Below are 24233 nucleotides of genomic sequence, written 5' to 3'. Positions count from 1 at the left end.
TTTGAAATGATTTATTAAAATATTGTATCGTAATATAGCGATGTTAAATATTAAAAAAACACGGCTAACAGCACTTGTTTACCTTTACTTCCTGATCAAAGAATGAATTAAAATCTGCTTGGATTTTTTTCCAAACATTTTTATCGATGCAATAACAAACAGATTTAACCTCGATTGTGCCTTGAATGATGCCGATACTCTTTAACTCCTTTAAATGCTGAGAAATCGTAGCCTGTGCCAATCCCAATTCCTCGACCAGATCATTACAGATACAGGCTTTCTGGTTAATGATATATTGAAGTATGGCAACCCTTGCAGGGTGTGCCAGAACCTTAAATAGAGAAGCTAATCTGTTTTGCTCGTCCGTGAATATTTCTGATTTAGTAAGTCCCATGCTTTGTTTTTTATATATCGCAATATTACGATAATAAATTTAGATATAATATGGTTTGTAAAAAAACAATCAATTCTTTTAATAATCTTATGTGTGGTAAAACCCTACCTCTCAAAGCCAAACTCTGCCACTTTCAGTCGACCTTTTCTTCTCGCTGATACCTTAGCCGTTGCAAGAAAAAAAAACGAACAGGAACAATGATTGGGTTTTTATTGGAATGGGATATATTACACGGGCAAATGCAGAAATCGTCCTACTGTTCACAAAGGGAAAACCTCTTGAAAGACATGCAAGAGATGTTCCACAGGTGCTTATATCTCCCCGTGGAAGACAATCCGAAAAACCTGACAAAATCAGAAAGCGTATTGTTCGGCTTTTTGGGCAAGTTGACAGACTGGAGCTTTTTACAAGACAAAGTTCCCAAAACGATGATGATGATTTTGATGGGTCGGACGTATATGTCAATGAAGTGGACAACTCTATAACGATATCTGAATAAACACTGTTCTGCCAAATCCTGCCTCCCGAAGCCAAACCCTGCCACTTCTTCAAAGGCTCTTGCTCCCTGCTCTAATTTTAGGTTTTACGCAAAATTCTAAACAAAATTTAATTATGAGTACACAGCAAAAAGACCTGTCGTATTTCCGTTTACGACTACAGGAACTCCTGAACAGTAGTTTCCCTGAAAAAGCCAGCAACCAAAAATTTATTGACCAGCGTTCCTCGTGGGCTGCCAATGCCTATGAGGATGCGTTCCGTTCCGGCAATGCCATTGAGCAATGTAATGAGATAGCGAATTACATACTCTTTGAGGGTTTGCACTTCTCCAAGTTTGATATGGTTTTTCAGGTAGTATGCAATGAGTTCGATACCCTAATGGCAGACGAGGAACTGCGGCGGTTCGCTCTGAAAATGTTCCCTGTTTGCGAGAATGTTTTCGCCCAATATGAACTAGCCGATGATTTTGCCTACGGTTATGAGTTTGACCTGCTCTATACCGAGATAACCGGAACCATCGCAATATGGATTGAGGAAAATGGGCTTCAGTAAACGGCAGCATCTCTTGGACAATATCGAAGCCCTGCGGATTGCCTTTACATTGGAAAAAGAGCAACGAAACGCTACCGTGGGTGAAAGACTGTCAATGAAACAATACAGCGGATTTGGCGGTCTTAAATTCGTATTGAACCCCATAGCAAATGAAATAGATATCAACCATTGGAGGAAAACCGAACACGATTTATTCCCCATTACGCTGGAACTCCACAAACTGCTCAAAGAAAAGTCCGAAGACGATAAGCAATACCGCCGATACGTGGACAGTATGAAAAGCTCCGTGCTGACGGCTTTTTATACACCTCCACAGGTAATTGATGCAATTTCCGAAACCCTGCGGGAAAGCGATGTAAATATTCAGAAATTCCTTGAACCCTCCGCAGGTATCGGCTCGTTTATACAATCCTTTTCCGAAAACCAACAAACCAAAGTAACTGCCTATGAAAAAGATTTGCTGACAGGCAAAATCCTAAAACACCTCTATCCCGAAAGCAATATCCGTGTGAGCGGTTATGAGGAAATCCCCGAAAAGGAACAAAATAGCTATGATGTTGTTGCAAGCAACATTCCGTTTGGCGATACTTCCGTGTTCGATCTTACGTTTTCCCGAAGCAAAGACCCCGCAAAAATACAGGCTGCCCGTAGCATACACAATTATTTCTTTTTGAAAGGAAACGATATGCTCCGTGAGGGTGGTTTGCAGGTATTTATTACTTCGCAAGGAATTTTAAACAGCCCCAACAATGAGCCGATACGTAGGGCGTTAATGAAAAGCAACCATCTGGTGTCGGTTGTCCGATTGCCAAACAACCTGTTCACGGAATATGCAGGTACAGAAGTCGGAAGCGACCTGATTATCCTGCAAAAGAATACGGCAAAACAACCTCTGAGCGAATTGGAAGAGCTGTTTTGCCAAAGCAGGCAGACCAAATACGATACTTCAAGCAATGCTTTTTTCCGTGACGGTACGAGGGTCATACATACCGACCGTAAGATAGATACCGACCCATACGGAAAACCTGCAATTATCTATACGCATAAAGACGGTGTTGCGGGGATTGCCAAAGATTTGAAGCAAATGCTTTCCGAAGATTTTGGAAAGCACCTGAATTTTGATTTGTACAAAGGCGAAAGCAACGATGAACCTATCGTACAAATTCCGATTACGCCAACGCCGGCACCTCCGGCTACTGAACCCGAAATCATACAACCCGAACGACCGCGTTTTACTGCACCAGCCATTGTACAGGAAAGCCAGCAGGAATTAAAACAGCTAAGCATTTTCGACCTGTTTGAAAATGTAAATGAAACCGTAGCGGTTATTACCCCGCCAAAGAAAACCACCCAAGCCAAAAGACAAACGACAAAAAGAAAACGTACCCCAAGAGGTCGGCAAACCGACCTCTTTAGCGGAGCGATGCAACAGTCCTATACATCTCCAGCATCAAACGGCACGGTCAATAAAACCTTACAAACCAATGGCACAAAACAGAAAACAATCGGCGATTTATTTTCACAGGCAAACAGTAATGGCCAAGCCGATAAGTCAGCCGGTACCGTACCTGCTACTGTTCCCGAACCTGCTCCGTACAGTGACGAACTCCAACAGTTTCACCGTAACGATTGCCTTGTCGTAGATAACGGTTGGGTCGGCTATTTGCAGGAAGTGGATAAAAGTGATGCAAGGGCAATATTCCACCCGTTGCAGTTACCGTCTTTGCAAAAAGCAAGAGCCGAAGCATATATCCAAGTTCGTGATACCTATATCGACCTCTACCAAAAAGAAGCCGAGAAACATTCAGAACACAAGGAAGAAAGGGAAAACCTTAACCGCTTATACGATGCTTTTGTCAAAAGGTACGGAAATCTCAACAGTGCGGACAATATCAAGCTCATCAAAACAGACAGTGTAGGCAAAGAAATGCCCTATCTGGAGCGTGTCGTTGGTGGTGTAATCCATAAGGCAGATATATTCAGCCGTCCTGTAAGTTTTTCTACCGCAACCATTGCAACGGACAATCCCGAAGAAGCGTTATCGGCTTCGCTGAACAAATACGGAAGCGTGGATTTGGACTTTATGTCCGAAATCAGCGGTATGCCTGCTGATGCTTTGAAAGAAGCCTTACACGGTCTCATCTACTACAATCCATTGCAAAAGGAATATGAAATATTCGAACGCTGGGTTGCGGGCAATGTAGTGGAGAAAGCCAACGAAATAAGAGATTACCTCGAAAGCAATCCCGATGATACCCAAGCTAAAGAAAGCCTTACCGTTTTGGAAGAAGCCCGACCAAGACGTATCGAATTTGAGGAACTCGATTTTAATCTGGGCGAACGCTGGATACCCACTGGCATCTACGCCCGATTTGCATCGCATCTGTTCGACGCAGATGTGAAAATCCACTATTCGGACAGTGCCGATGATTTTTCCGTCACCTGCAAACAGAAAAATGTCCATATATGGGATAAATATGCGGTCAAAGCCCAAAGCCGGACGTATGACGGGATTGCCCTGCTCAAGCACGCCCTTGTCAATACCACACCCGATATTTCCAAAACGGTACAGGTTGACGGAAAGAATGTCAAGGTACGGGATATGGAAGCCATACAAATGGCGAATACCAAGATTGACGAAATCCGAACCTCCTTTAACGATTGGCTCCACGCCCAAAACGATGAGTTCAAGATAAGGATGACTGACCAATACAACGACACCTTTAACTGTTTTGTCCGACCGCACTACGACGGTTCCCATCAGGTGTTTCCGGAATTGGACCGAAAAGCATTGGGTATTGAAGACCTGTATTCAAGCCAAAAGGATGCTGTCTGGATAATAAAGCTCAATAACGGTGCTATCTGCGACCATGAAGTAGGTGCCGGAAAGACGTTGATAATGTGCACGGGTGCACAGGAAATGAAGCGTTTGGGACTGGCTCACAAACCGATGATTATCGGGTTGAAAGCGAATATACCTGAAATTGCCGAAGCCTACCGCACCGCCTATCCGCACGCTAAAATACTCTATCCGGGCATTGATGATTTTACGCCCCAAAAACGACTGCGGATTTTCGGAGATATTAAGAACAACGAGTGGGATTGTGTGATATTGACCCACGACCAGTTCGGAATGATACCCCAATCGCCCGAAATACAAAAGGAAATCCTGCAATCCGAACTGGACAGTGTGGAGGAAAATCTTGACGTTTTGCGAAGTCAGGGCGATGAAGTAACCCGGGGTATGCTCGCCGGAGCAGAGAAACAGAAAGAAAACCTCGAAGTCAAGCTGAAAACCCTGCAACACGACATTGAAAACCGCAAAGATGATATTGTGGACTTCAAGATGATGGGTATCGACCATTTATTTGTAGACGAAAGCCACCAATTCAAAAACCTGATTTTCAACACAAGGCATTCAAGGGTTGCAGGATTGGGCAATCAACAGGGAAGCCTAAAGGCACTGAATCTTTTGTTTGCTATACGGACTATACAGGAACGTACCGATGCGGATATGGGGGCAACTTTCCTTTCGGGTACGACTATCAGCAATTCACTGACCGAATTGTACCTGTTGTTCAAATACCTGCGACCAAGGGCTTTGGCAAAACAGGGCATTAACTCGTTTGATGCGTGGGCGGCAATCTACGCAAAGAAAACAACCGATTATGAGTTTTCGGTCGCCAATAATATCGTGGCAAAAGAGCGTTTCCGCTACTTTATCAAAGTGCCGGAACTCGCTCAATTCTACTCCGAAATCACGGATTACCGTACCGCCGAAATGATTGGAATAGACCGTCCCGAAAAGAACGAGATATTTTACAACATACCTCCAACTCCAGACCAGGAGAAGTTTATTGAAAAGCTGATGGAGTTTGCCAAATCAGGCAAAGGGGAATTACTTGGCAGAAAACCGCTATCTAAAAAAGAAGAAAAAGCAAAAATGCTTATCGCTACGGACTACGCTCGAAAGATGTCTTTGGATATGCGAATGGTAAGCCCCCATTACCAAGACCACGCCGATAACAAAGCTTCCCATTGTGCAGATAATATTGCTAAATATTACAATAAATTCAATGCACAGAAAGGCACGCAGTTCATCTTCTCGGATTTGGGAACATACAAGCCAAATCAGTGGAATATCTACTCCGAAATCAAACGTAAGCTCGTGGAAGACCACGACATACCTGCACACGAAATCCGCTTTATACAGGAAGCGAAGAATGACAAGCAACGAAAAGAGCTAATCAAAGGAATGAACGAGGGCAAAATCCGTGTCCTTTTCGGTTCTACGAGTATGCTCGGTACAGGTGTGAACGCACAGAAAAGAGCCGTTGCCGTACACCATTTAGATACGCCGTGGCGACCGTCCGACCTTGCGCAAAGGGACGGTAGGGCTATCCGCAAAGGCAATGAGATTGCCAAGCATTTTAACGACAATAAAGTGGATGTAATCATCTATGCCGTTGAAAAATCGCTGGATAGTTATAAGTTCAACCTGCTGCACAACAAACAGCTATTTATTGACCAATTAAAATCCAACAATCTTGGTAAACGGACGATTGACGAAGGTGGTATGGATGAAAAGTCGGGTATGAATTTCTCGGAATATGTAGCTATCCTTATGGGCAATACCGACCTTTTGGACAAAGCTAAAATAGAGAAACAGATTGCCGGATTGGAAAGCGAAAGGCAATCGTTCAATCGTTCAAAATCAAGTGCCAAGTACAAACTGGAAGATTATGAGGCAGAACTTGGAAAAGCCCAATCCCGCTATGACCGTATGAGCCTTGATTGGAATAATTTGCAGGGACGTATCCAAAAAAACACTGACGGTTCCGTTGCCAACCTTATTAAATTAGACGTTTTGTCGCCCAATGCGGATATAAAACAAATCGGTGCAAAGCTCAATCAGCTTGCCGACAAATCCCGAACGGGTGGGGATTATGAAGAAATCGGTAATCTGTATGGCTTTCAACTTTTGGTAAAAACGGAAATGTCACAAAAAGAGGGGGTGGATATTCGTGTAAACCGTTTTTTTATTCAAGGTGAGGGTACTATCAAATATACATTCAACAATGGTGTAATGGCAAAAGATCCCGAAACAGCTTCACTAAATTTTATTAAAGCATTGGAAAAGCTGCCCACCTATATCAGAAAAGAACAGGAGAATATGGCAGATTTCCAAAAAAACATTCCAATACTTAAGGAAGTAATCAATGGTACGTGGACAAAAGAAAACCGACTTAGCGAACTCAAAACGGAGTTGGCGGCAATTGAGCGGAAAATACAGTTATCTAACACTCCGGAACCAATAGAAAATTCTACAGAACAAGTCGAAAAGCAGCAAGAAAATCCAAAGGCTATGGAAAGCGTAGTACCGACAAAAAGTATTTATATGTCACGGGGAGTATTGTAAAAACATTTACCCATTCATACATTTTCCTAATCACAACATCTCAGGTTCGTTCAATTTATTTCTGGACTGTGATTCATTTCAAAATTGATGAATAAATAGTAGCATAAACCACTACATTACAGAAATAATCTTACACCCACATATCTTATCTGTAGCTCGTTTTGAATCCAAAAAATCAAACAAATTGAATTGTATGTTGTTCTGTCTATGTGTTCTATCAAAAAAAGTCTTTAACATTTCATTATTAAAAGAGAAAAGGAAATTGATAATAATAATATACATCTATGAAATTAGCGATAAAAATAATGGCAATAGCAGGAATACTGTTATTTATCCAAGCGTGCGATAAGGACGATATCAACAAAATCAAAATCCAGAATCACGATGACAATGAAATGATGACTATCATGCACAACATGATGGATGAGATGATGGCCATGCAAATGCCCCCCGACCCTGATAATGCTTTTGCTCTGATGATGCGAATGCATCATCAGGGAGCGATCGACATGGCAAATAAGGAACTGCAATCCGGCGATGATGCGCAAATGAGGGAGATGGCCCAGAAAATAATTAAAGACCAGAAGGCTGAGATTCAAGAATTAACCACATTTCTCAATGGTCACGTACCGCATCTAAATGTTCCCGAATTTGTTACAGAGCAGATGAAAAATATGGAACGCTCAGGCAGAGTGACAGATCTCCAAATCATTAATGGAGACACGGATCACGATTTTGCCATGTTGATGATTCAGCATCATCAAAATGCAATTGGAAACGCAAAATTGGAACTTATTTACGGACACGAAAGTGCTATGCAGACAATGGCAAAAAATATTATTGAAAAACAGGATCAGGAAATCTCGGAGATTCAAACCTGGTTATTAGCTAATAAGAATAGATAAATAATTTCTCACTTTAAACAATAAAATTATGTCACATCAACAATTTCAAAAATGTATTGACGAATGCTACGCCTGTGCTGTAGCTTGTAACCATTGTGCAGCTTCTTGCTTGCAAGAGGACAATGTAAAAATGATGGCTCGATGTATCCAGCTTGATCTGGAATGTGCAGCCATATGTAGAGCCGCAGCCGAACTCATGAGTTTGGGAAGCCAATATAGCCGTCACCTTTGCAAGCTATGTGCGGAGATTTGTAGAGCGTGTGGAGATGAATGTGCTAAGCATGATATGCAACATTGCAAAGAGTGTGCGGATGCTTGCTACAAATGCGCAGAAGCTTGTGAGCAAATGGCAACGGCGGTATAATCTCATTATTGGTAGAAGTCTAAAAACCTCCAATGAATTCAAACTGGGTAAAGAATTTCAGGACCGTTTCCATTTGTAAACGATAGTTAGGGAAAGAGGAAAATGGACTGGCTCCTTCGCCGAATAATGATCGACGGGAGTGTAAAATAAACTGTGTCAATGGTTGAATTACCGCCCCGCGGGGCGGTAATTCAACCATTTTTCTTATTGCAAATCTAACACCATTCTTCCCGGAAACCAAATTGCTAATTTCTGTGCTGTTGTTCCCCAATTGGCTAGTGGCATCGTCCATTTCTTCTTAATGTTGTTATGTGCTAAATAAATCAATTTCAATAACGCTATATCGGAGGTGAATGCACCTTTAGTTTTGGTGACCTTACGCACTTGGCGATGAAATCCTTCGATCGTGTTAGTCGTGTATATCAACTTTCGGATGGATTTATCGTATCGGAAATAGGTGGTCAGACGATCCCAGTTGCGTCGCCAGGATTCAATGACCACAGGATACTTTTCACCCCATTTATCCTGAAGTTCATCCATCCGAAGCTCGGCTAGATCCAACGTATCGGCCCTATATACGGGTTTTAGATCGTTCATGAACTCCTTTTGATCCTTACTGGCTACATACTTTAGGCTGTTTCGGATTTGATGTACTACACAGGTCTGTACTTCGGTGTCGGGAAAAACACTCTGTATCGCTTCGGAAAACCCTTTTAAATTATCGATACAAGCAATTAAGATATCCTCTACGCCTCGATTTTGTAAATCAGTCAATACGCTCAACCAAAAGTTAGCTCCCTCATTCTCCGAAACATACATCCCTAACAGATGCTTATGTCCATTTCGATCAATGCCAAGAATATTGTATACTGCCCGCGAAACAAACCGATGGTCTTCTTTTACTTTGTAGTGCATGGCGTCCATCCAAACAATCGTATAAAGCGAGTCTAGACTTCTTGATTGCCACTCCTTGACCTGGGGAATGATCTTATCGGTAATCGAAGAAAGCTAAAATCGTCTCACGTTTCTTAATAAGCTGGGGTTCGAAGTTAGACCGACGGTCACGCGGAGTATCGATCTCGATAGTGCCATCTGAGGTGCGAATCTGCTTGCTGGACTTGCCGTTACGACGATTACCACAAGAGCGTTCAGCTTCATCCAGATGGCTCTCAATCTCAGCTTCTAGCGCTGCTTCTAAAAACTTTTTCATTAAAGGAGCAAAAGCTCCGTTCTTGCCATAAAGTGATTCACCACTACGTAACTGTTCTAGGGCCAGGTCCTTCATGGACTCAAAATCAAAATCGCTTTCCTTAATACTCATAATTACTATGTCAAAAATAATACTTCTGTTTATTATCCTTGACACAGTTTATTTTACAGTCTCTGATCGACAAAATCGTCTTTTGATTTTATATTTCGTCCTGTTCTTCCATTTTTTTAATCAAAGCATCACGTAAGCTGTCAAGGAATTTCGTTCGGTTCAGCTTTCTTGCTTTGAGTTCCAAAAATGTATGGTAAAAATCGCCCAAATCAACATTAAAACTGTTTTCAAAAAATCTGACTATGGTTATAATATCTGTATTCCCATTATTGAAGACGGCTTGAGAATGCAGTCCGTAAATCAATTCCGTTAAAGCCGCTTTGCTTCCCGTCCAACTTAATGTTGGTAGGTCTATTGATTTATCTTTATAGATTATGTTGTGAAGTTGGTCTTCAAGATAAACTTGAATCAGGTCATTGGCAATTATTTTTGCCGCCTTATAATCGTGGGATGTAGAAAACCGGTGGTCGGTTTCAAAATAAACCGTGTCCAAACTTAACTTTATATCGTGTTTGCCCCGAACAAATAACTTTTCATCTACAAATGAACTGCCTGTTCGGTAATATTTATAGAATTCAAGGTTACTCTCAAAATACCGTTTGAGTTTCCTTAGCTCACCATTAATGTATTTCCTAATAGCTTTTATATCATTAGGTTTTTTTGTCTCTATTTTATAGATAGCGTTATAGTAAATGAGTTTTGCAACAATGACTGGTTTTTGATATTTGAAAAAGTGGATCTCTTCATTTATACTATCAAAGCCATTTTTTAGTGTATATTCCTTTATTTCGGAAAGTCTCGATAATATCAACTCGATAATAACTTCATACAAAGCTATGGAACCATCCAGTTCAAGAGACACCTCTTTTATTTCATCTTCTAGTTTCTTTATTATTTCCTCGTAATAATTGCTCATTAAGTAACATTTTTAATTCATCAAAAGAGGTCGGATTCTAAATCCGACCTCATAGAAAGTCAAACTTAATAGGACAAATTCAATCCGAACCCCCAGCCCATATCGCTGTCATAATGGGTAGTAGCGGCAATGTTTCTGGTCAAAATGTATTTTAGACCACCCATATACTCTTTGTCTGTGCCATTTTTGTACTTCTCATTTTTGCAGTTTCACCTACAGGAATATCTATAACAACGTGCGTGGAACCCGCCGCTGCTTTTTTTGAGAGTACCGAAGCAATTAGCTGTCCCTCGCTATCTATATCGAGGGCTTTTTCGATTTTTATCAGCAGATCATCTGCCGGGCTTAACTGGGCTGTTCCACCCCAAACGATACACCCCCCTTCCTTATGAACCACTTCTTTTATTTTTTCAGGGGAAAGCGTTACATTGGTAAATACTTCCATGGTATCTGCAGTACCGGCAGGCGAGGTAATGGCACGGGAAGACGTTTTGGGCATTGTAAGGCCAAAGGCAGTAACAATGGCAACTACCAACGGTGTTGTTCTATTGCCTGGTAACCCTCCGATGCAATGCTTATCAACAACAATCTCCTTGTTCCAGTGCAATTGCATACCAGAAGCAATCATGGCTTTTGTAAGATAGGTGATTTCATCAAGATCCATTCTATTTCCGGCACAGGCGGTAATAAATGCTGTGAGGTCGATATTGGAATAATTGCCCTGAACTATATCCGTAATGATTTCATTGTACGCCAAGTAATCCAGTTTCTGATTGTAGATTTTTGCCCGTACGTGGCTTAAAGATTTAATAGGTTCCAAATGTGAAACATACAAAGTTTCATTTGGGGAAACATTCAGTTTTTTTGCTGCGGCGTCCGATAACCCAATTTCATCAGTCAATAGAAGATTGGATGAAATTACATTAAGACTTGCTACGATTGAGTCCGTTGCAGTGGATATTCTAATTCGGGTAAGTGCCTCAAAGCCTTCTGAAGCACAAACGTGGCAGTTTTCATGCATATATACTACATTCTCGTTTTGAGTGTAGATTCCGAGATGTTTGTATTTTAAGATATTAGATTGGTTTTCCACTTTTCCTGTTATTAAAATTTACGTTTTGAGTCTATTTCCGAAGGAACCGTCTGTACTATTAACACTCTAAACTTATTCATTATCCATCAACGAGTTAAAGTATTCAACTAACAGCTTCTTATCTTCCATGCTTAGACGAGCACCCCCATGCATCCACGTATATGAACTCAACGGCATTTTACCTTTCTCGATTTGCTCAATAATCTGGCTAAACTTTGAGTTTATCCTTCTCGGGCTGTAATTTGGCAAATCATCAAAGTTCAATTTCTCTTTTCCTTCGGTTATATGATCTGCCATGAACCAACCCAAAGGCTGAACATTAGTGTACCAAGGGTATTGGGTATTATTGCTATGGCAGTCATAGCATGATACCGACAGGATTGCATTAACTTTTGCATCGACCTTAAATGAATCAACAAAAACCTGGCCCGCAGGAACCGGGGATAGGTTCCTTTGGGGGGTTATAAATTGCATTAACACAAACACACTTAACAGAACTGTTAAAATTACTTTGTATGCTTTCGTTCGTTTTCCGTTTTTTTTCATGATCTAATATTAATCAAGTACCATTATCCCCGGTCATAGAGACAGCAACTCGGTAAGTCGTCATAAACCGCCTTGGGAGCCTTGTCCAGCTCTGTATCGTGACCAACATTAGCAATAGCTTTGCTTATGGCACTTTTTGAGGTTACTTTTGAATCGAAATCCAAATGGATAACTTTGGCATTAACATCCCAGTTTGCGGAAATCACCCCCTTGACACTTTTGGCCGCTTTCTCAATCCGGCTTTTGCACATTTCACAATTTCCTGATACTTTCAACATATCATGGGTCTTATTGACATTGGTTTGAGCATCGCCATGCTGATGTCCGGCAGCCGATGCTGCGCCATCGTTATTCATCATACTGATTTTACCTTCCAGCTGGGCACTTGCATCAACGGTGAAAGCTCCCTTGGTCACGATTTCCTCGCCATTTTCCAGCCCCGACATAACAACATATTGGTCGCCCAATGAGGGGCCCAAGACGATCTCCCGAAGTTTAAAAGCAGGCGTGGATGTATTTGGCTGTTTTACGTAAACTATGGAGCGCTTCCCTGTCCATAAAACCGCCGACTTGGGAATGACCAACTCATCGTTGTAGCCCTTTAAAGGAGCAGTGATCCTTGCTGTTGCATACATTTCAGGTTTGAGATTGCGATCCCGGTTATCGGCTTCGACCCTGATTTTTGCCGTTCTTGAATTGGCATCAAGGATAGGGTTAATAAAGGCAATCCGCCCATTATAGACTTTTCCGGGCAAACTCCGTAATGTATATTCCAGCTGATCTCCCACCTTTAGAAATGGCAGATCTGTTTCATACGCATCAAAAACCGCCCATAACTTGGAAAGGTTTGAAATGGTGTACAAGACGCTCCCTTGGCCGATATAATCGCCCGGGTTTACATTTTTTGCTATGACAACACCACTTGTATTCGCATATATATTGACGTAGGGTGAAACTTCGTTGGATGTCAATATTTTGCTTATCTGATCCTCTGACACCTTCCATAAACTCAGCTTCTCTTTCGCGGCATCCAATAGGAGGGGCTGCATATCCTGCAATTTTGCAGCTTCGAGCAATTCTTGCTGCGCCGTCAATAAATCAGGCGAATAGATTTTGGCTATCAGTTGTCCTTCTCTTACCGACTCGCCAGTAAAGGTTACGTAAAGATTTTCAATACGGCCATTGACATGCGATGTTTGGGATTGTTGTAAACGTTCGTCCACCTGAATAGTCCCATACAGTTGGACATCTTTAACAGCGTCTTGGTGGCCGACAATCGAAGTCTGGATATTCGCCAATGCTATGGCTTCTTCTGACATCTGGATGGCGTCATCGTCAATTACATCATCACCTCCCCCGGATGATTTCAAGGGAATTAGATCCATTGCACATATCGGGCATTTCCCCGGTTTATCCATTCTGATCTGGGGGTGCATGGAGCAAGTCCATACTGTTTCCCCGTCCTCGGTCACTTCCATTTCAAGGTCATGGCTGTGATCATGGGACGAATTCCCGCCAAATATCGCCCAGCCAAGCAGTAGTCCGGACAATAATATAACCCCGTAAGTTACCGCCTTATTTCTAAAAATATTTTTCAGTTTATTCATTGCTAAGAATTTCAAAATAATTGCATTATTTATGGTCTGCTAATAATTTTTTTATTGACACAACCATCGTATTATAGTTGGCAAGGGCCTCAGCTTTCCTAAGCTGATAATCCAATAATTGCCGCTGCACCTGAATAACGTTGGTCAAGTCACTTTTGCCTGTAACGAACTCTTTTACGATCAGGTTATATGTCGTTTGGGCGAGCGTAGTTTGTTTTTCGTACAGCTCGATGGCACGCTGAGCATCATCCAGTTGGCTTTTGAGACTGTAAAACTCGCTTTTCAAAGTGTTGAAGGTGTTTTTAAAGTTCTCTTCGCTTGATTTTCGCCATAGCCTGCTTTCGTTTTGCTGGGCATTGTATTTTTTACGGAAGAGTGGCAGGCTCACTGAAACCATAGGCATGACCATATCCTTACCGTTCATCCCGTCCATGGCCAGCATTGAATTATTCGTCCTTCCCACAACCATGTATTCCACACCGATACCAATCATGGGATAACTCATTTTCCGATCCATTTCCGCTTTTGCCTTAAATGCCAAGCCTTCTTCGGCAATCATTTCAAGCATGGGGTTGTTTGCCTCAATAACCCTTAGTGCCTCTTCCTCGCTATATAAAAAATTCAGCTTGTGGATCTCTTGTCCCAGCATGACCTTTTCAGTTGCTTCCCGATTCAACAATGCATTGAATTTTGCTTTTTCGGCTTTAATCTGAGCATGTAAACTTTCAATGTTATTTTCAATTTCGACAATTTCCAATTGGATACGAAGCACCTCTGACATACCCGATCCGGAGCCACCTTCCATTGCTCCCATGCCACCACCGGACGGCATACTCATATTCTGATTAGTAGCAGGAGCTGAATTGCCTCCTCCCATACTCATCCCTCCCATACCCGATGAAGCACTAGATCTGGTTGGTGAGGAAGGCGTATTACTGCTTACGACGGGTGCTACACTTGATTGTGAGGTGCTTGAGGGCGCAGAGAATTTCCGTATTGCCAATTGTTCCAATTGTTTTAGAAACACTTGGTTTTCCTGATTATTCTTGAGTTGCTCGTTCAATTTTTGCATCGTGTACCACTGTGTGCTGACCTGAAGGATCAGATTATTTATGGCTTCCCGATACTGTTGATCTTGCATATTGGCCATATGTGTAGCCTCTGTGCGAGCTGCTTTTCTCGTGCCGAACCATGGAAACATTTGCATCAAGCTCACATTTCCAATAGAACGCCCTCCTATAATTTCCATAGGCATCGTATATGCTTCCATGGACAATTCGGGGTCTTGGTATGCTCCGGCTTGCGGAATTTTTTCAAGGTATGCCTCATGCGCATACTTTTGTGATTTTACACCCGGATTATTTTCGATTGCGACTTGTATATAATAGGACAGCGAATCGGTGGGGTAGTCTTGGGCTAAAGCTTGCGAAAAAATGCTTAAGCTTGTTAATACAGCCACGGTTATATACCGATTTATCTTATTCGTTTTCATTCGCTATATTTTTATTATTTTTTCTATTTTCTTTTTTAGTGGCAGATTCCCTCCACCAGCACTGGAATACTGGAACCACAAACATGGTCATGGATTGGATCAGCATGCCGCCGAAAGTCGGGATGGCCATTGGTACCATGATTTCCGCACCTTTACCGGTAGAGGTCAGGACAGGCAGTAAGGCGATCAGTGCTGTAGCAGTGGTCATCGCTGCCGGTCTGACACGCTTTAAGCCTGCGTATATGACTGCTTCCCGTATTTCATCTTTTGTTCTGGGGTTCCGTGCTTCAAATGTATCGTGGATGTATGTTCCCATTAATACACCATCACTCGTCGCCAGTCCGAACAGGGCGATAAATCCTACCCAAACGGCAATGCTGAGATTGATGCTGTGCATCTGGAACAGATCCCTCATATTTGTCCCTCCGACAGAGAAATCCATAAACCAAGGCTGTCCGTAAAGCCACAACAAAATAAAACCTCCTGCAAGAGCTACAAAAACACCGGAAAAATGAATTAACGATGCTGTAACCGTTCGGAACTGAAAGTAGAGAATTACTAAAATGGCTAACAAACTCAGTGGTATAATAAGCATTAGCCTTTTTGCGGCACGTTCTTGCTGTTCATAATTTCCGGCAAACTTATACGTCACCCCGTTGGGTAAATCCAGTTCTCCAGACGCTATTTTTTCCTTTAGGAGTTGATCCGCTTCGTATACTACGTCGACTTCCGCTATGCCACTTTTTTTATCAAAGATTACATAACCCAACAAAAAGGTATTTTCACTTTGGATCATCTGAGCGCCCTTGGCATATTCAACATCCACCACATCCCCCAATGGAATCTGAGCTCCTGTAGCTGTCGGAATGATTATTTTTCGCAACGCATCCGGGTCATCCCGTAATTCTCGTGGGTAGCGCAGGCGAACGGGAAACCGTTCCCGGCCTTCGACTGTAGTGGTCAACGTCATACCGCCGACTGCCGCACTGATTACTTCCTGAAGCTCGGCAACGGTAATACCGTATCTGGCCATTCTATCCCGGTTCAGATGGATTTCGATATAGGGTGCGCCAACAGCCCTGTCGTAGAAAACGGTCGATGGCATAACAGATGGAACATCCTTTAAGGCTGCTTCCAAGGCCTTGCCACCGATTTCAATCGACTCCAGATCCGGACCCGAAACCTTTAGCCCCATCGGAGCCCTCATTCCCGTAGAAAGCATTACCATTCTCGCTTCTATCGGTTGCAACTTAGGAGCGGAAGTCAATCCGGGCAGATGGGAAACATTGACGATCTCTTGCCATATATCGTCGGCCTTTTTAATTTCAGGACGCCATCTGCGGAAAAATTTTCCGCTTTTATCTTCAATCAGACTGTCCCGTGGTATGGAACGGAAACCATCGGAAACAGCATAGGTCTTGTCACCTTTCAACACGAATTCTCCGGAACTGTTTACCTTGAACCTTTCACGATGCCCGTCTTCATCCAGATAAAATTCCGGGATATAATTGATCGTATTTTCAAACATCTGTGTAGGAGCCGGATCAAGTGCAGAATTCACACGGCCCCATTTTCCTACGATAAGTTCGACTTCCGGTATGTTTTGAATACGTTTATCAAGTGTTCTGATCAATTGCAGGTTTTGTTCAATCCCAGTATGCGGCATACTGGTGGGCATCAAAAGGAAAGAACCTTCATTGAGGCTTGGCATAAATTCCTCCCCGATACCGGGAAATGTTTCGGTGGATTTTTGCCAGAAGGCAGTCTCCCGAAATGATTTCCAACCTGTCTTTTCGAAGCCATTTGCAACAAAACCAAAACTCTTCTCTACGCCCATCCATGCTAACATTCCGAATAATAAAGTAATGATAGGGATGGCCATGAATTTCCACCGGTTGGAAAGTGACCATCGAAGAATCTGTTCATAATAGATCACCAATGCCCATAACATTCCCAGGATGGAACCAATGGCAAAGAATACGAACACAAAGTTAAGTGTGGTGCTTGCCTGCGTGCCGAGTGGCAGCCACTCAACCGTCAGGTAATACATCGCTACAAAAAGTGTGATAGCTACATTAACGTAGTTGGCAATTTTTTCTCCTTTCCATCTTGGTGTAAACAGGTTGTTGACTCCGATCAAAGTCAATGCGAACGCGACAAAAACACCTGTATAGATCCAAAGAGCGATACCGGCAACTACCAAAACGTAGTTGGCTATCCGGCGAACTTTACTCCCATTGATACGGATTGAAAATATATAATAAGCCAGTGTTGGCAAGATAATAATGCCTAACACAAAGGCTGAAACCAAAGCAAAGGTTTTGGTGTATGCCAAGGGACCGAACAACTTACCTTCTTGTGCTTCCATCATAAAAACAGGTAAAAAGCTGATGATCGTGGTGAGCATCGCCGTTGACAAAGCACCCGACACTTCCGCAACAGCGGTGGAAATCAAGTTTACAAAGGCTTTCCCCCGACTCTCAACACCCTTGGCTTTTTCTTCATCCATATGGCGTAGTATGCTTTCGATAAAGACAATCCCCACATCCACCATGACCCCAATGGCAATGGCGATTCCCGAAAGGGCAACGATATTCGCCTCGACCCCCATTTGTTTCATGATTATGAAGGTCGCCAGTACGCCAATGGGCAAGATACTGGATATAAGAATCGATGCTCGCAGGTTGATCACCAGCACGATCACAACGATAATACAGATCAGGATTTCGTGTGCTAAAGCATTTTCCAGCGTCCCGATGGTTTCCTGGATTAAACCCGAGCGGTCATAAAACGGAACGACGGTGACTTTTGAAATAGTCCCATCCTCTAATGTTTTTTGAGGGAAACCTGCCTCCATTTCTTTGATCTTCGCCTTGACATTATTGATGACTTCCATGGGGTTGGTTCCATGCCGGGCAACTACTACACCGCCAACTGCTTCCACGCCTTCCTTATCCAATCCACCGCGTCGTGTGGAGGGTCCCAAATTGACAAACCCAACGTCTTTTATCTTTACGGGAACATTATTGCGCACAGCCACTACGGCATCTTCAAGATCCTGGACACTTTTAAGGTAGCCCAATCCACGCACCAGATATTCCGCTTTGTTTATTTCGATCGTCTCTGCACCGATATCCAGGTTGCTGTTTTGGATAGCCGACATGATATCCATTACGGATACATTGTATGCGCGCATCGCATCTGGATTGATATCGACTTGGTATTCTTTTACGAAACCTCCGATGGAAGCCACTTCGGAAACCCCTTCCGATGCTGCCAAATTATATTTGGCATAGAAATCCTGAATCGTGCGCAGCTCATCGGGGTCCCAGCCTCCTGTAGGTTTTCCGGTTTCGGGATTGCGTCCCTCCAGTGTATACCAAAAGACCTGCCCCAAAGCAGTGGCATCCGGCCCGAGCGTGGGCGTTACATCGGATGGTAATGTGCCGGCAGGCAATGAATTCAGTTTTTCCAGAATACGGGAACGGCTCCAATAAAACTCAACATCCTCTTCAAAAATGACATAGAGGAAGGACATGCCGAACATCGAACTGCTCCGGATTGTTTTTACGCCGGGGATGCCCAGTAAGGAGGTCGTGAGTGGATAGGTAATCTGCTCCTGTATATCTTTGGGAGACCTCCCCATCCATTCGGTCGCAACAATTTGCTGGTTCTCCCCAATGTTCGGAATCGCATCGACCGGCACAGGATCGCTCGGCAACGCATTTTGATGCCAATTAAAGGGCGCTGTAATCAGCCCCCATATAAGGACAACCACAAGTAATAACAGTGTTATTACTCGGTTCTCCAAAAAATATTTGATAATTTTTTTAAGCATAACATATACATTGTTTACATTTTAATATCAGATACCAGCCTACAGAAATCGACCGGTACCTGATATTTGAATTTCAAATCTTAATCAGCGTTTTTACTTCAGTTCTTCCTGAACTTCACCACATGTTAGCATATCTTCACCATAGTAAGGGTTTTTGACCTCTTTGCTATCGCTTAACCAATATGCTCCTTTGTTGTCATCGTACATCGAGCAAAAAATCTTGTACATGGGCTTTTCGGTGCCGAATTCTTTTGTTATATCATAAAAATCCTTGCTCAAGATCACTAAATGTTCTCTTTGATGAGCGATATTGCCTATGTTATCACCTATGTGCTCCGAATGTTCCTGAATATCAGCAGCGATGTCATCGAAGGTGCTTTTCTGTTCTGCACTAAAGCCCTCGGTATTAATCTTGGGGAGTGCTTCCAGCATGCCTTTAGCTGCATTTGCGGCTTCTTTATCATTATCGGAAGACAAAGCAAAAGTCAGGTGCTGGTAATGGGAAAAAAGTTCCGAAAAAGTTCCCTGGTCGCTTGCAGCGTTGCTTTCGTTGGATACCGTTGTTTCAGTATGGACGTCGCTTTCTGATTTTTTTTCAGAAGCGCCATTGCATGCTGCCAAGGTCAATACGGATGAGGCTAGTAAGCCTACAAATAAATGTTTCATTGTCATGATTTCTGTTTTTAATAATTAAAATTGATTTATGTAATTTGTATATGTAGTATTATTTTCAAAATATGATACTTCCCCGTTGTTGCCCGTAATTGCTATTATAGCAGTCGCTTTATCTATCTGCTTTTTGGAAAATGGATCTATGGCAACGCGTGTAGAAGGATCTTTTGGAATACGTTCTTTACACATCTGGCAACATCCGTAATATATTTTTCCTTCAAAATTTACCTCAAATTGTTTTTTGCCCATGTATTCATTGTTGACCATGCATACCTCTTCCGACGGAACTACATCGCCCATTTCAAAGGCATTGTGGTCACGGGTATTTGTATTTGAGCTTTTTGAAGTATATGTATTGTCTTGCACCTTTAGTGTAGGGTTATTGTTGCATGAACTAAATATGACTACAATAGAAGTAACGATCCCAATCAATAGACATCTCATAATGGCTGACTAATTTAATTTTTCAATAGTACTACCGCAGGTCAGCATTTTTGAACCGTAATACGGGTTTTTGATATCCGTACTTTTACTTAACCAAGTTGCACCTTTGCCATCGTTGTACATCGGGCAGTTTTGGTAGTACATAGTTGTTTTTTGCTTTGATGCGTTTGCCAATTCATAGACATTCTTAGAAAGTAGGGCAAATGCCCTCCGTTGCTTTACGACGTCTTTCGATTTCGAGATGTTTTCTGTGTTTAAAGACAGTTCCTTCATGACCTTCATCCATACGGTATGCTCTTTGGGAGAAAGTTCACCCATATCCACTGTTTTAATAACTGTGGCTAATTCAGTAGCATTTGAAGATGCTATATTTACATCTGCGTTTACCAAAGCATCTTTTATGGAAAAATACTTGTCAAATACGGCATGTAATTGTGATAAATTTTGTGATGGAATATTCTTTGCTTGAGCTGTTCCACCATGGTTGTGATGTTGCTCGTTCTGGTTTTGCGCAAAGCTGTTTGCTGCGGATAGTAATACGGTGATTACCATCAATATTTTTGATATTGATTTCATTTGGAACCTTATTAAGTATTAAAAATGGTAAATAATCAAAAGCCAGATCTGGCTTTTAATAAAACATGTATTGCGGATAGGTGCAAAATCAACCGATTTCGCACACCTATGGCTATACAGTACTAATTTAACTTATTTTAGGCGGTTGCCAAATGGAAGATTCCCCTGTAGAATAAAAGGGTTCTTTGTATAAAGGGTATGATTTTTTACTTTTAGAAAAAACAGGATTTTGAGCGTTCCTAAAAAATGGGGGTGTTGCAGAAAAACTATTAGAAGAGCTGTGGCAGGACGTAGGTCCACAATTTCCAGAGCATTCATTGCTCGTGTCATCCTTAGACTTACAGCAGTCTTTCTCACATTGATCTTCTGAATGATGCTGCTTGTTGGCACTGCAACATGACTTCTCCTTGATAACAATTTCTTTGGAATGCGATTTACACGCATAGGATTGCATTGGGATTATAAAAAAGCCCAATAAGCATATAATCATTAATATGTTTATCCTTTTTAACATGTAAAAAACAAAAAAACTATTGCAAAGATAATGGTATTTTTCAAACCGGTTCGTTTTTTTTGAAATAAATGGCAGATAAGTTTCTCTTATCCGCCATTTATTTTTATTCCATGAGCATTATAGTGTCAGTTACATTTCCTGCTAGCGTTCTTTTAAATCTTTCACTCAATAATATCGAATCAGAAATTCATTATTAATTTAACACTGATATTTCGTCCCATATTGAATACACCCATACGCCCGGTTACGGGGTTTTCAGAAGCATACTTCAACCTACTTAAATGGTTCTGATAAGCTATATCAGCAAGGTTTTCGCCACTGATGTACAAAGACATAAAGTCGCTTCGGTTGAATGCCTTTATATTTGTCCCAATTCCTGCACTTAAAAGCGTGTAAGCTGGTGTTGCGGTTTCCGTTCCGTAAGCACTGAAAAATTTATCCTGCTTAAAGAAACGGTCAAGACCGAATTTGATATAGGCGTTAGAAAACGTATGATTAACCTCCTTTAATTCAGCTTTGATTTCTCCCCTGTATCGTGGGGCAGGAATAAACGGCAAATACTTTGAGCTTTCGGGCTGGTTGCTTTGGGTAGCCTGAACATAAGAAAATGAGTTTTCCAAATGCAGCCAATCCATCGGATGGGGATGTATATCCAGATAAATTTCGCCACCAAGCAAGGTGGCATTTCCTGAAGTATAATGAAACCCAGGAGCCGGGTCTGTGGGGTCAGGAAATATCTCTGAACCATCATTCGCCGCCATTTTTTCCAAATAGATATAGTTTTGAATGAAGTTTACAAATGGGGTAAACTCTAACGTGATATGTTTGGAATTAAGGAAATATGCAACATCCACCTGATGGCTGATTTCTGATTTTAAATCAGGTCTTCCGATGATATACCGAAATGTTCCCTCGTGTCTTCCGTTGGCAGAAAGCTCTGTGCTGTTCGGTGCTCTGAAACCTCTTGATACGTTGAATTTGAATGTGGAATTTTTATCCGCTTTGTACGATAATCCCAAACTCCCCGAAATGCCATTGTAGTTCTTATCAAAGGCAGTAAATTTCAAGCTCGCATCGGAATTTGTACCGGAAACAGGATTGTCGTCTTCATCGAGGTAAAGTTCTTGGGAGTTCATATACCTGTTGTCGAACCTGATGCCTCCGGCTAAAGTGAGCCTGTCAAAAAAAGTTTTCTGTGTGAAAACAAATCCACCTGCATCAAACAGATAATAGGCAGGTATCATAAATTCCTCCCCTTTGTTGGTATTGGACTGCCACATACCACCGATACCGACCGAAGTTTCCCAATCGTTTGACTTTTCAAAATTATATCGCACATTATAATTCAGCGTGTTCAAGTCAAAGAACAAAGCCGGTTGGTCGGGAGCGGAAGGGTCTTCGTGCTCTCTTCGCTTGTTATTTTGAAAACCGAAGTCGGCATTAAGTGTTCCTTTATCCAATATGAAATAACTGTTTGAAGCTACTCCAATATGATTTATCTTCTGATGCGGAAAACCTGTTTTATACCCTTTCAAATCTTCGTCCGTTGCAACCATTTCATCACCATTGGCATTTTCGTAGATAAATCTTCCTAATTCATCTCTTTCTCCCTCTACAAGGTTAAGGGTGTTGTTATAAGAGCTTACGGTCAGGTGCGAGTGTCCCCAGCTTTTGTTTATTCCCAAAAACAAGCTGCCGTTGAGTTCCTTAAAGCCCGAATTAAACACTTTACCGTCATAGGCGTTCTGATAATTGCCCGCAAATTTGTTGCTGAACCTGCCGAGCCATTGGAAGCCGTCTTTATTCCCCGCATTGGAAACGGAGTAGCCTATGAGGTTGTTATTACTTTGGTAATTGGTAGAAACCTGTGTTTTTACCTGTCCCAACGGCAAAGCTTTCGGAGCAAGGAAATTAAGTACTCCCGCAATACCGTCCGAACCGTACATCAGGCTTCCGGGACCTTTGACAACTTCCACCCTGTCCACCGCATTCTCGTCTATCTCGATACCGTGTTCATCGCCCCATTGCTGTCCTTCTTGCCGAATACCATTGTTCAATGTGATTACTCTGTTAAATCCCAAACCCCGAATGGTCGGCTTTGAAATTCCTGCACCGGTAGTTATCTGGTTTACGCCGGGTATGTTCCGCAAGCCGTCTATCAAATTGGTGGCAGTATTCTGTTTCAAGGTATGACCGTCCACCGCTTTAACAATAACAGGGCTTAGCTTTAGCTCTGTTGAGCGGGCTACACCTGTAATAATCAATTCGTTCAGCTCTGTAACAGCTGGGCTTAACAGAAAGTCCATAACCGTATCTTTTTCAATGGTTATTTTTTCGATTATCGACTGATATCCTATAATGCTTACTTCTAAAAGATAAATTCCCCGTTTGAGATTTCTGATTTCATAATTACCGTCTGTGTTGGTTGATGTTCCTGTTTTAAGGTCGGCAATATAAATCGATACTCCTGCTAAGCTATGATTTATGTCTTTGGCTTTGATCGTACCCGAAATTTTGTTTTGTGCAAATATGTTTTCAGTTGATAGTAATATGGCGATTGCCATCAAAATTTTTGATATTGATTTCATTTGGAAACTTAAAAAGTATTAATAAGGATTCTATAAAAGCCAGACCTGGCTTTATAAAACGTGTATTGTGAATAGGCGGTAAATCAACCGACTTTGCACATCTATGGCTATACAGTATTAATTTAAGCTATTTTAGGCGGTTGCCAAATGGAAGATTCCCTTGAAGAATAAGCGCGTTGCTGGTATAGAGGATAAGATTTCTTACTTTCAAAAATTAAAGTATTTTGAACATATTTAGAAATCTGGGGGTGTTGCAGAAAAACTATTAGGAGAGCTGTGGCACGACGTAGGCCCACAATTTCCGGAACATTCATTGCTTGTGGCGTCTTTAGATTTACAGCAGTCTTTCTCGCAATGATCTTCTGAATGATCTTGCTTTTTGTCACTACAATATGATTTATTCCTGGTGACAATTTCTTTGGAATGAGAATTACAGGCATATGACTGCGCTGGGATTAAGAATAACCCAAATACGCATATAATAATTAAAATGT

General features: G+C 41.9%; 17 protein-coding genes and 1 pseudogene. 5 read left to right on the top strand and 13 right to left on the bottom strand.

The window, feature by feature from the left end; translation table 11 throughout:
- Window positions 1–64: 64 nt before the first annotated feature.
- Complete coding sequence (locus I6J02_RS11890) at window positions 65–394, bottom strand: ArsR/SmtB family transcription factor (RefSeq protein ID WP_002993233.1); 330 nt, start codon at window positions 392–394, stop codon at window positions 65–67.
- Window positions 395–611: 217 nt separating this feature from the next.
- Between I6J02_RS11890 and I6J02_RS11885 the strand changes: the two genes are divergently transcribed.
- The 5 genes from I6J02_RS11885 (at window position 612) to I6J02_RS21905 (ending at window position 8132) form a co-directional block, all read left to right on the top strand.
- Window positions 612–893 (top strand): hypothetical protein, encoded by a 282-nt coding sequence (locus I6J02_RS11885; protein ID WP_052646364.1) that lies wholly within the window; start codon window positions 612–614, stop codon window positions 891–893.
- A gap of 113 nt (window positions 894–1006) precedes the next feature.
- A complete protein-coding gene (locus tag I6J02_RS11880; protein ID WP_002993229.1) occupies window positions 1007–1444 on the top strand; it encodes a DUF1896 domain-containing protein in 438 nt (145 codons plus the stop codon).
- Window positions 1431–6863: an N-6 DNA methylase gene (locus I6J02_RS11875; protein WP_002993227.1), complete on the top strand. Its 5433-nt coding sequence runs from the start codon at window positions 1431–1433 to the stop codon at window positions 6861–6863. Before I6J02_RS11880 ends, I6J02_RS11875 begins: the two co-directional genes overlap by 14 nt.
- Window positions 6864–7147: 284 nt before the next feature.
- Window positions 7148–7768, top strand: coding sequence for a DUF305 domain-containing protein (locus I6J02_RS11870; RefSeq protein WP_002993226.1), 621 nt, complete (start codon window positions 7148–7150; stop codon window positions 7766–7768).
- 28 nt (window positions 7769–7796) lie between these two features.
- Window positions 7797–8132, top strand: a complete 336-nt coding sequence (locus I6J02_RS21905; RefSeq protein ID WP_002993225.1) for a four-helix bundle copper-binding protein — start codon at window positions 7797–7799, stop codon at window positions 8130–8132.
- Between the two features lie 204 nt (window positions 8133–8336).
- Here I6J02_RS21905 and I6J02_RS11860 read toward each other — a convergent pair.
- The 12 genes and pseudogenes from I6J02_RS11860 to I6J02_RS11805 form a co-directional block, all read right to left on the bottom strand.
- Window positions 8337–9417, bottom strand: a pseudogene (locus I6J02_RS11860) (IS256 family transposase).
- Between the two features lie 124 nt (window positions 9418–9541).
- Window positions 9542–10369 carry an RteC domain-containing protein gene (locus I6J02_RS11855; RefSeq protein ID WP_002993221.1) on the bottom strand — a complete coding sequence of 276 codons (828 nt, stop codon included), beginning with the start codon at window positions 10367–10369 and terminating at the stop codon, window positions 9542–9544.
- 151 nt (window positions 10370–10520) lie between these two features.
- On the bottom strand, window positions 10521–11462 hold the full coding sequence (locus I6J02_RS11850) for a thymidine phosphorylase (RefSeq protein ID WP_002993220.1): 942 nt from the start codon (window positions 11460–11462) through the stop codon (window positions 10521–10523).
- Window positions 11463–11534: 72 nt separating this feature from the next.
- Entirely contained in the window at window positions 11535–12008 is a 474-nt protein-coding gene (locus I6J02_RS11845; RefSeq protein ID WP_002993219.1) for a heme-binding domain-containing protein, read from the bottom strand.
- A 23-nt stretch (window positions 12009–12031) separates the two neighbouring features.
- A complete protein-coding gene (locus I6J02_RS11840) occupies window positions 12032–13615 on the bottom strand; it encodes an efflux RND transporter periplasmic adaptor subunit (RefSeq protein ID WP_002993218.1) in 1584 nt (527 codons plus the stop codon).
- Window positions 13616–13640: 25 nt separating this feature from the next.
- Window positions 13641–15107 (bottom strand): TolC family protein, encoded by a 1467-nt coding sequence (locus I6J02_RS11835; RefSeq protein ID WP_002993217.1) that lies wholly within the window; start codon window positions 15105–15107, stop codon window positions 13641–13643.
- Window positions 15094–18945 (bottom strand): efflux RND transporter permease subunit, encoded by a 3852-nt coding sequence (locus I6J02_RS11830; protein WP_002993216.1) that lies wholly within the window; start codon window positions 18943–18945, stop codon window positions 15094–15096. Before I6J02_RS11830 ends, I6J02_RS11835 begins: the two co-directional genes overlap by 14 nt.
- Window positions 18946–19038: 93 nt before the next feature.
- Entirely contained in the window at window positions 19039–19611 is a 573-nt protein-coding gene (locus tag I6J02_RS11825) for a DUF3347 domain-containing protein (RefSeq protein ID WP_227694340.1), read from the bottom strand.
- 24 nt (window positions 19612–19635) lie between these two features.
- On the bottom strand, window positions 19636–20061 hold the full coding sequence (locus I6J02_RS11820) for a hypothetical protein (RefSeq protein ID WP_002993214.1): 426 nt from the start codon (window positions 20059–20061) through the stop codon (window positions 19636–19638).
- A 9-nt stretch (window positions 20062–20070) separates the two neighbouring features.
- Complete coding sequence (locus I6J02_RS11815) at window positions 20071–20637, bottom strand: DUF3347 domain-containing protein (RefSeq protein WP_232046363.1); 567 nt, start codon at window positions 20635–20637, stop codon at window positions 20071–20073.
- A 693-nt stretch (window positions 20638–21330) separates the two neighbouring features.
- Window positions 21331–23739, bottom strand: a complete 2409-nt coding sequence (locus I6J02_RS11810) for a TonB-dependent receptor (RefSeq protein ID WP_232279791.1) — start codon at window positions 23737–23739, stop codon at window positions 21331–21333.
- 122 nt (window positions 23740–23861) lie between these two features.
- The gene (locus I6J02_RS11805) at window positions 23862–24179 is read right to left on the bottom strand and encodes a GTP-binding protein (protein WP_236581824.1); all 318 of its coding nucleotides are present in this window, start codon (window positions 24177–24179) and stop codon (window positions 23862–23864) included.
- Between the last annotated feature and the right edge of the window lie 54 nt (window positions 24180–24233).

The organism is Sphingobacterium spiritivorum (assembly GCF_016725325.1).
GTDB lineage: Bacteria > Bacteroidota > Bacteroidia > Sphingobacteriales > Sphingobacteriaceae > Sphingobacterium.
This window is presented reverse-complemented; position numbering and strand designations above follow the sequence as displayed.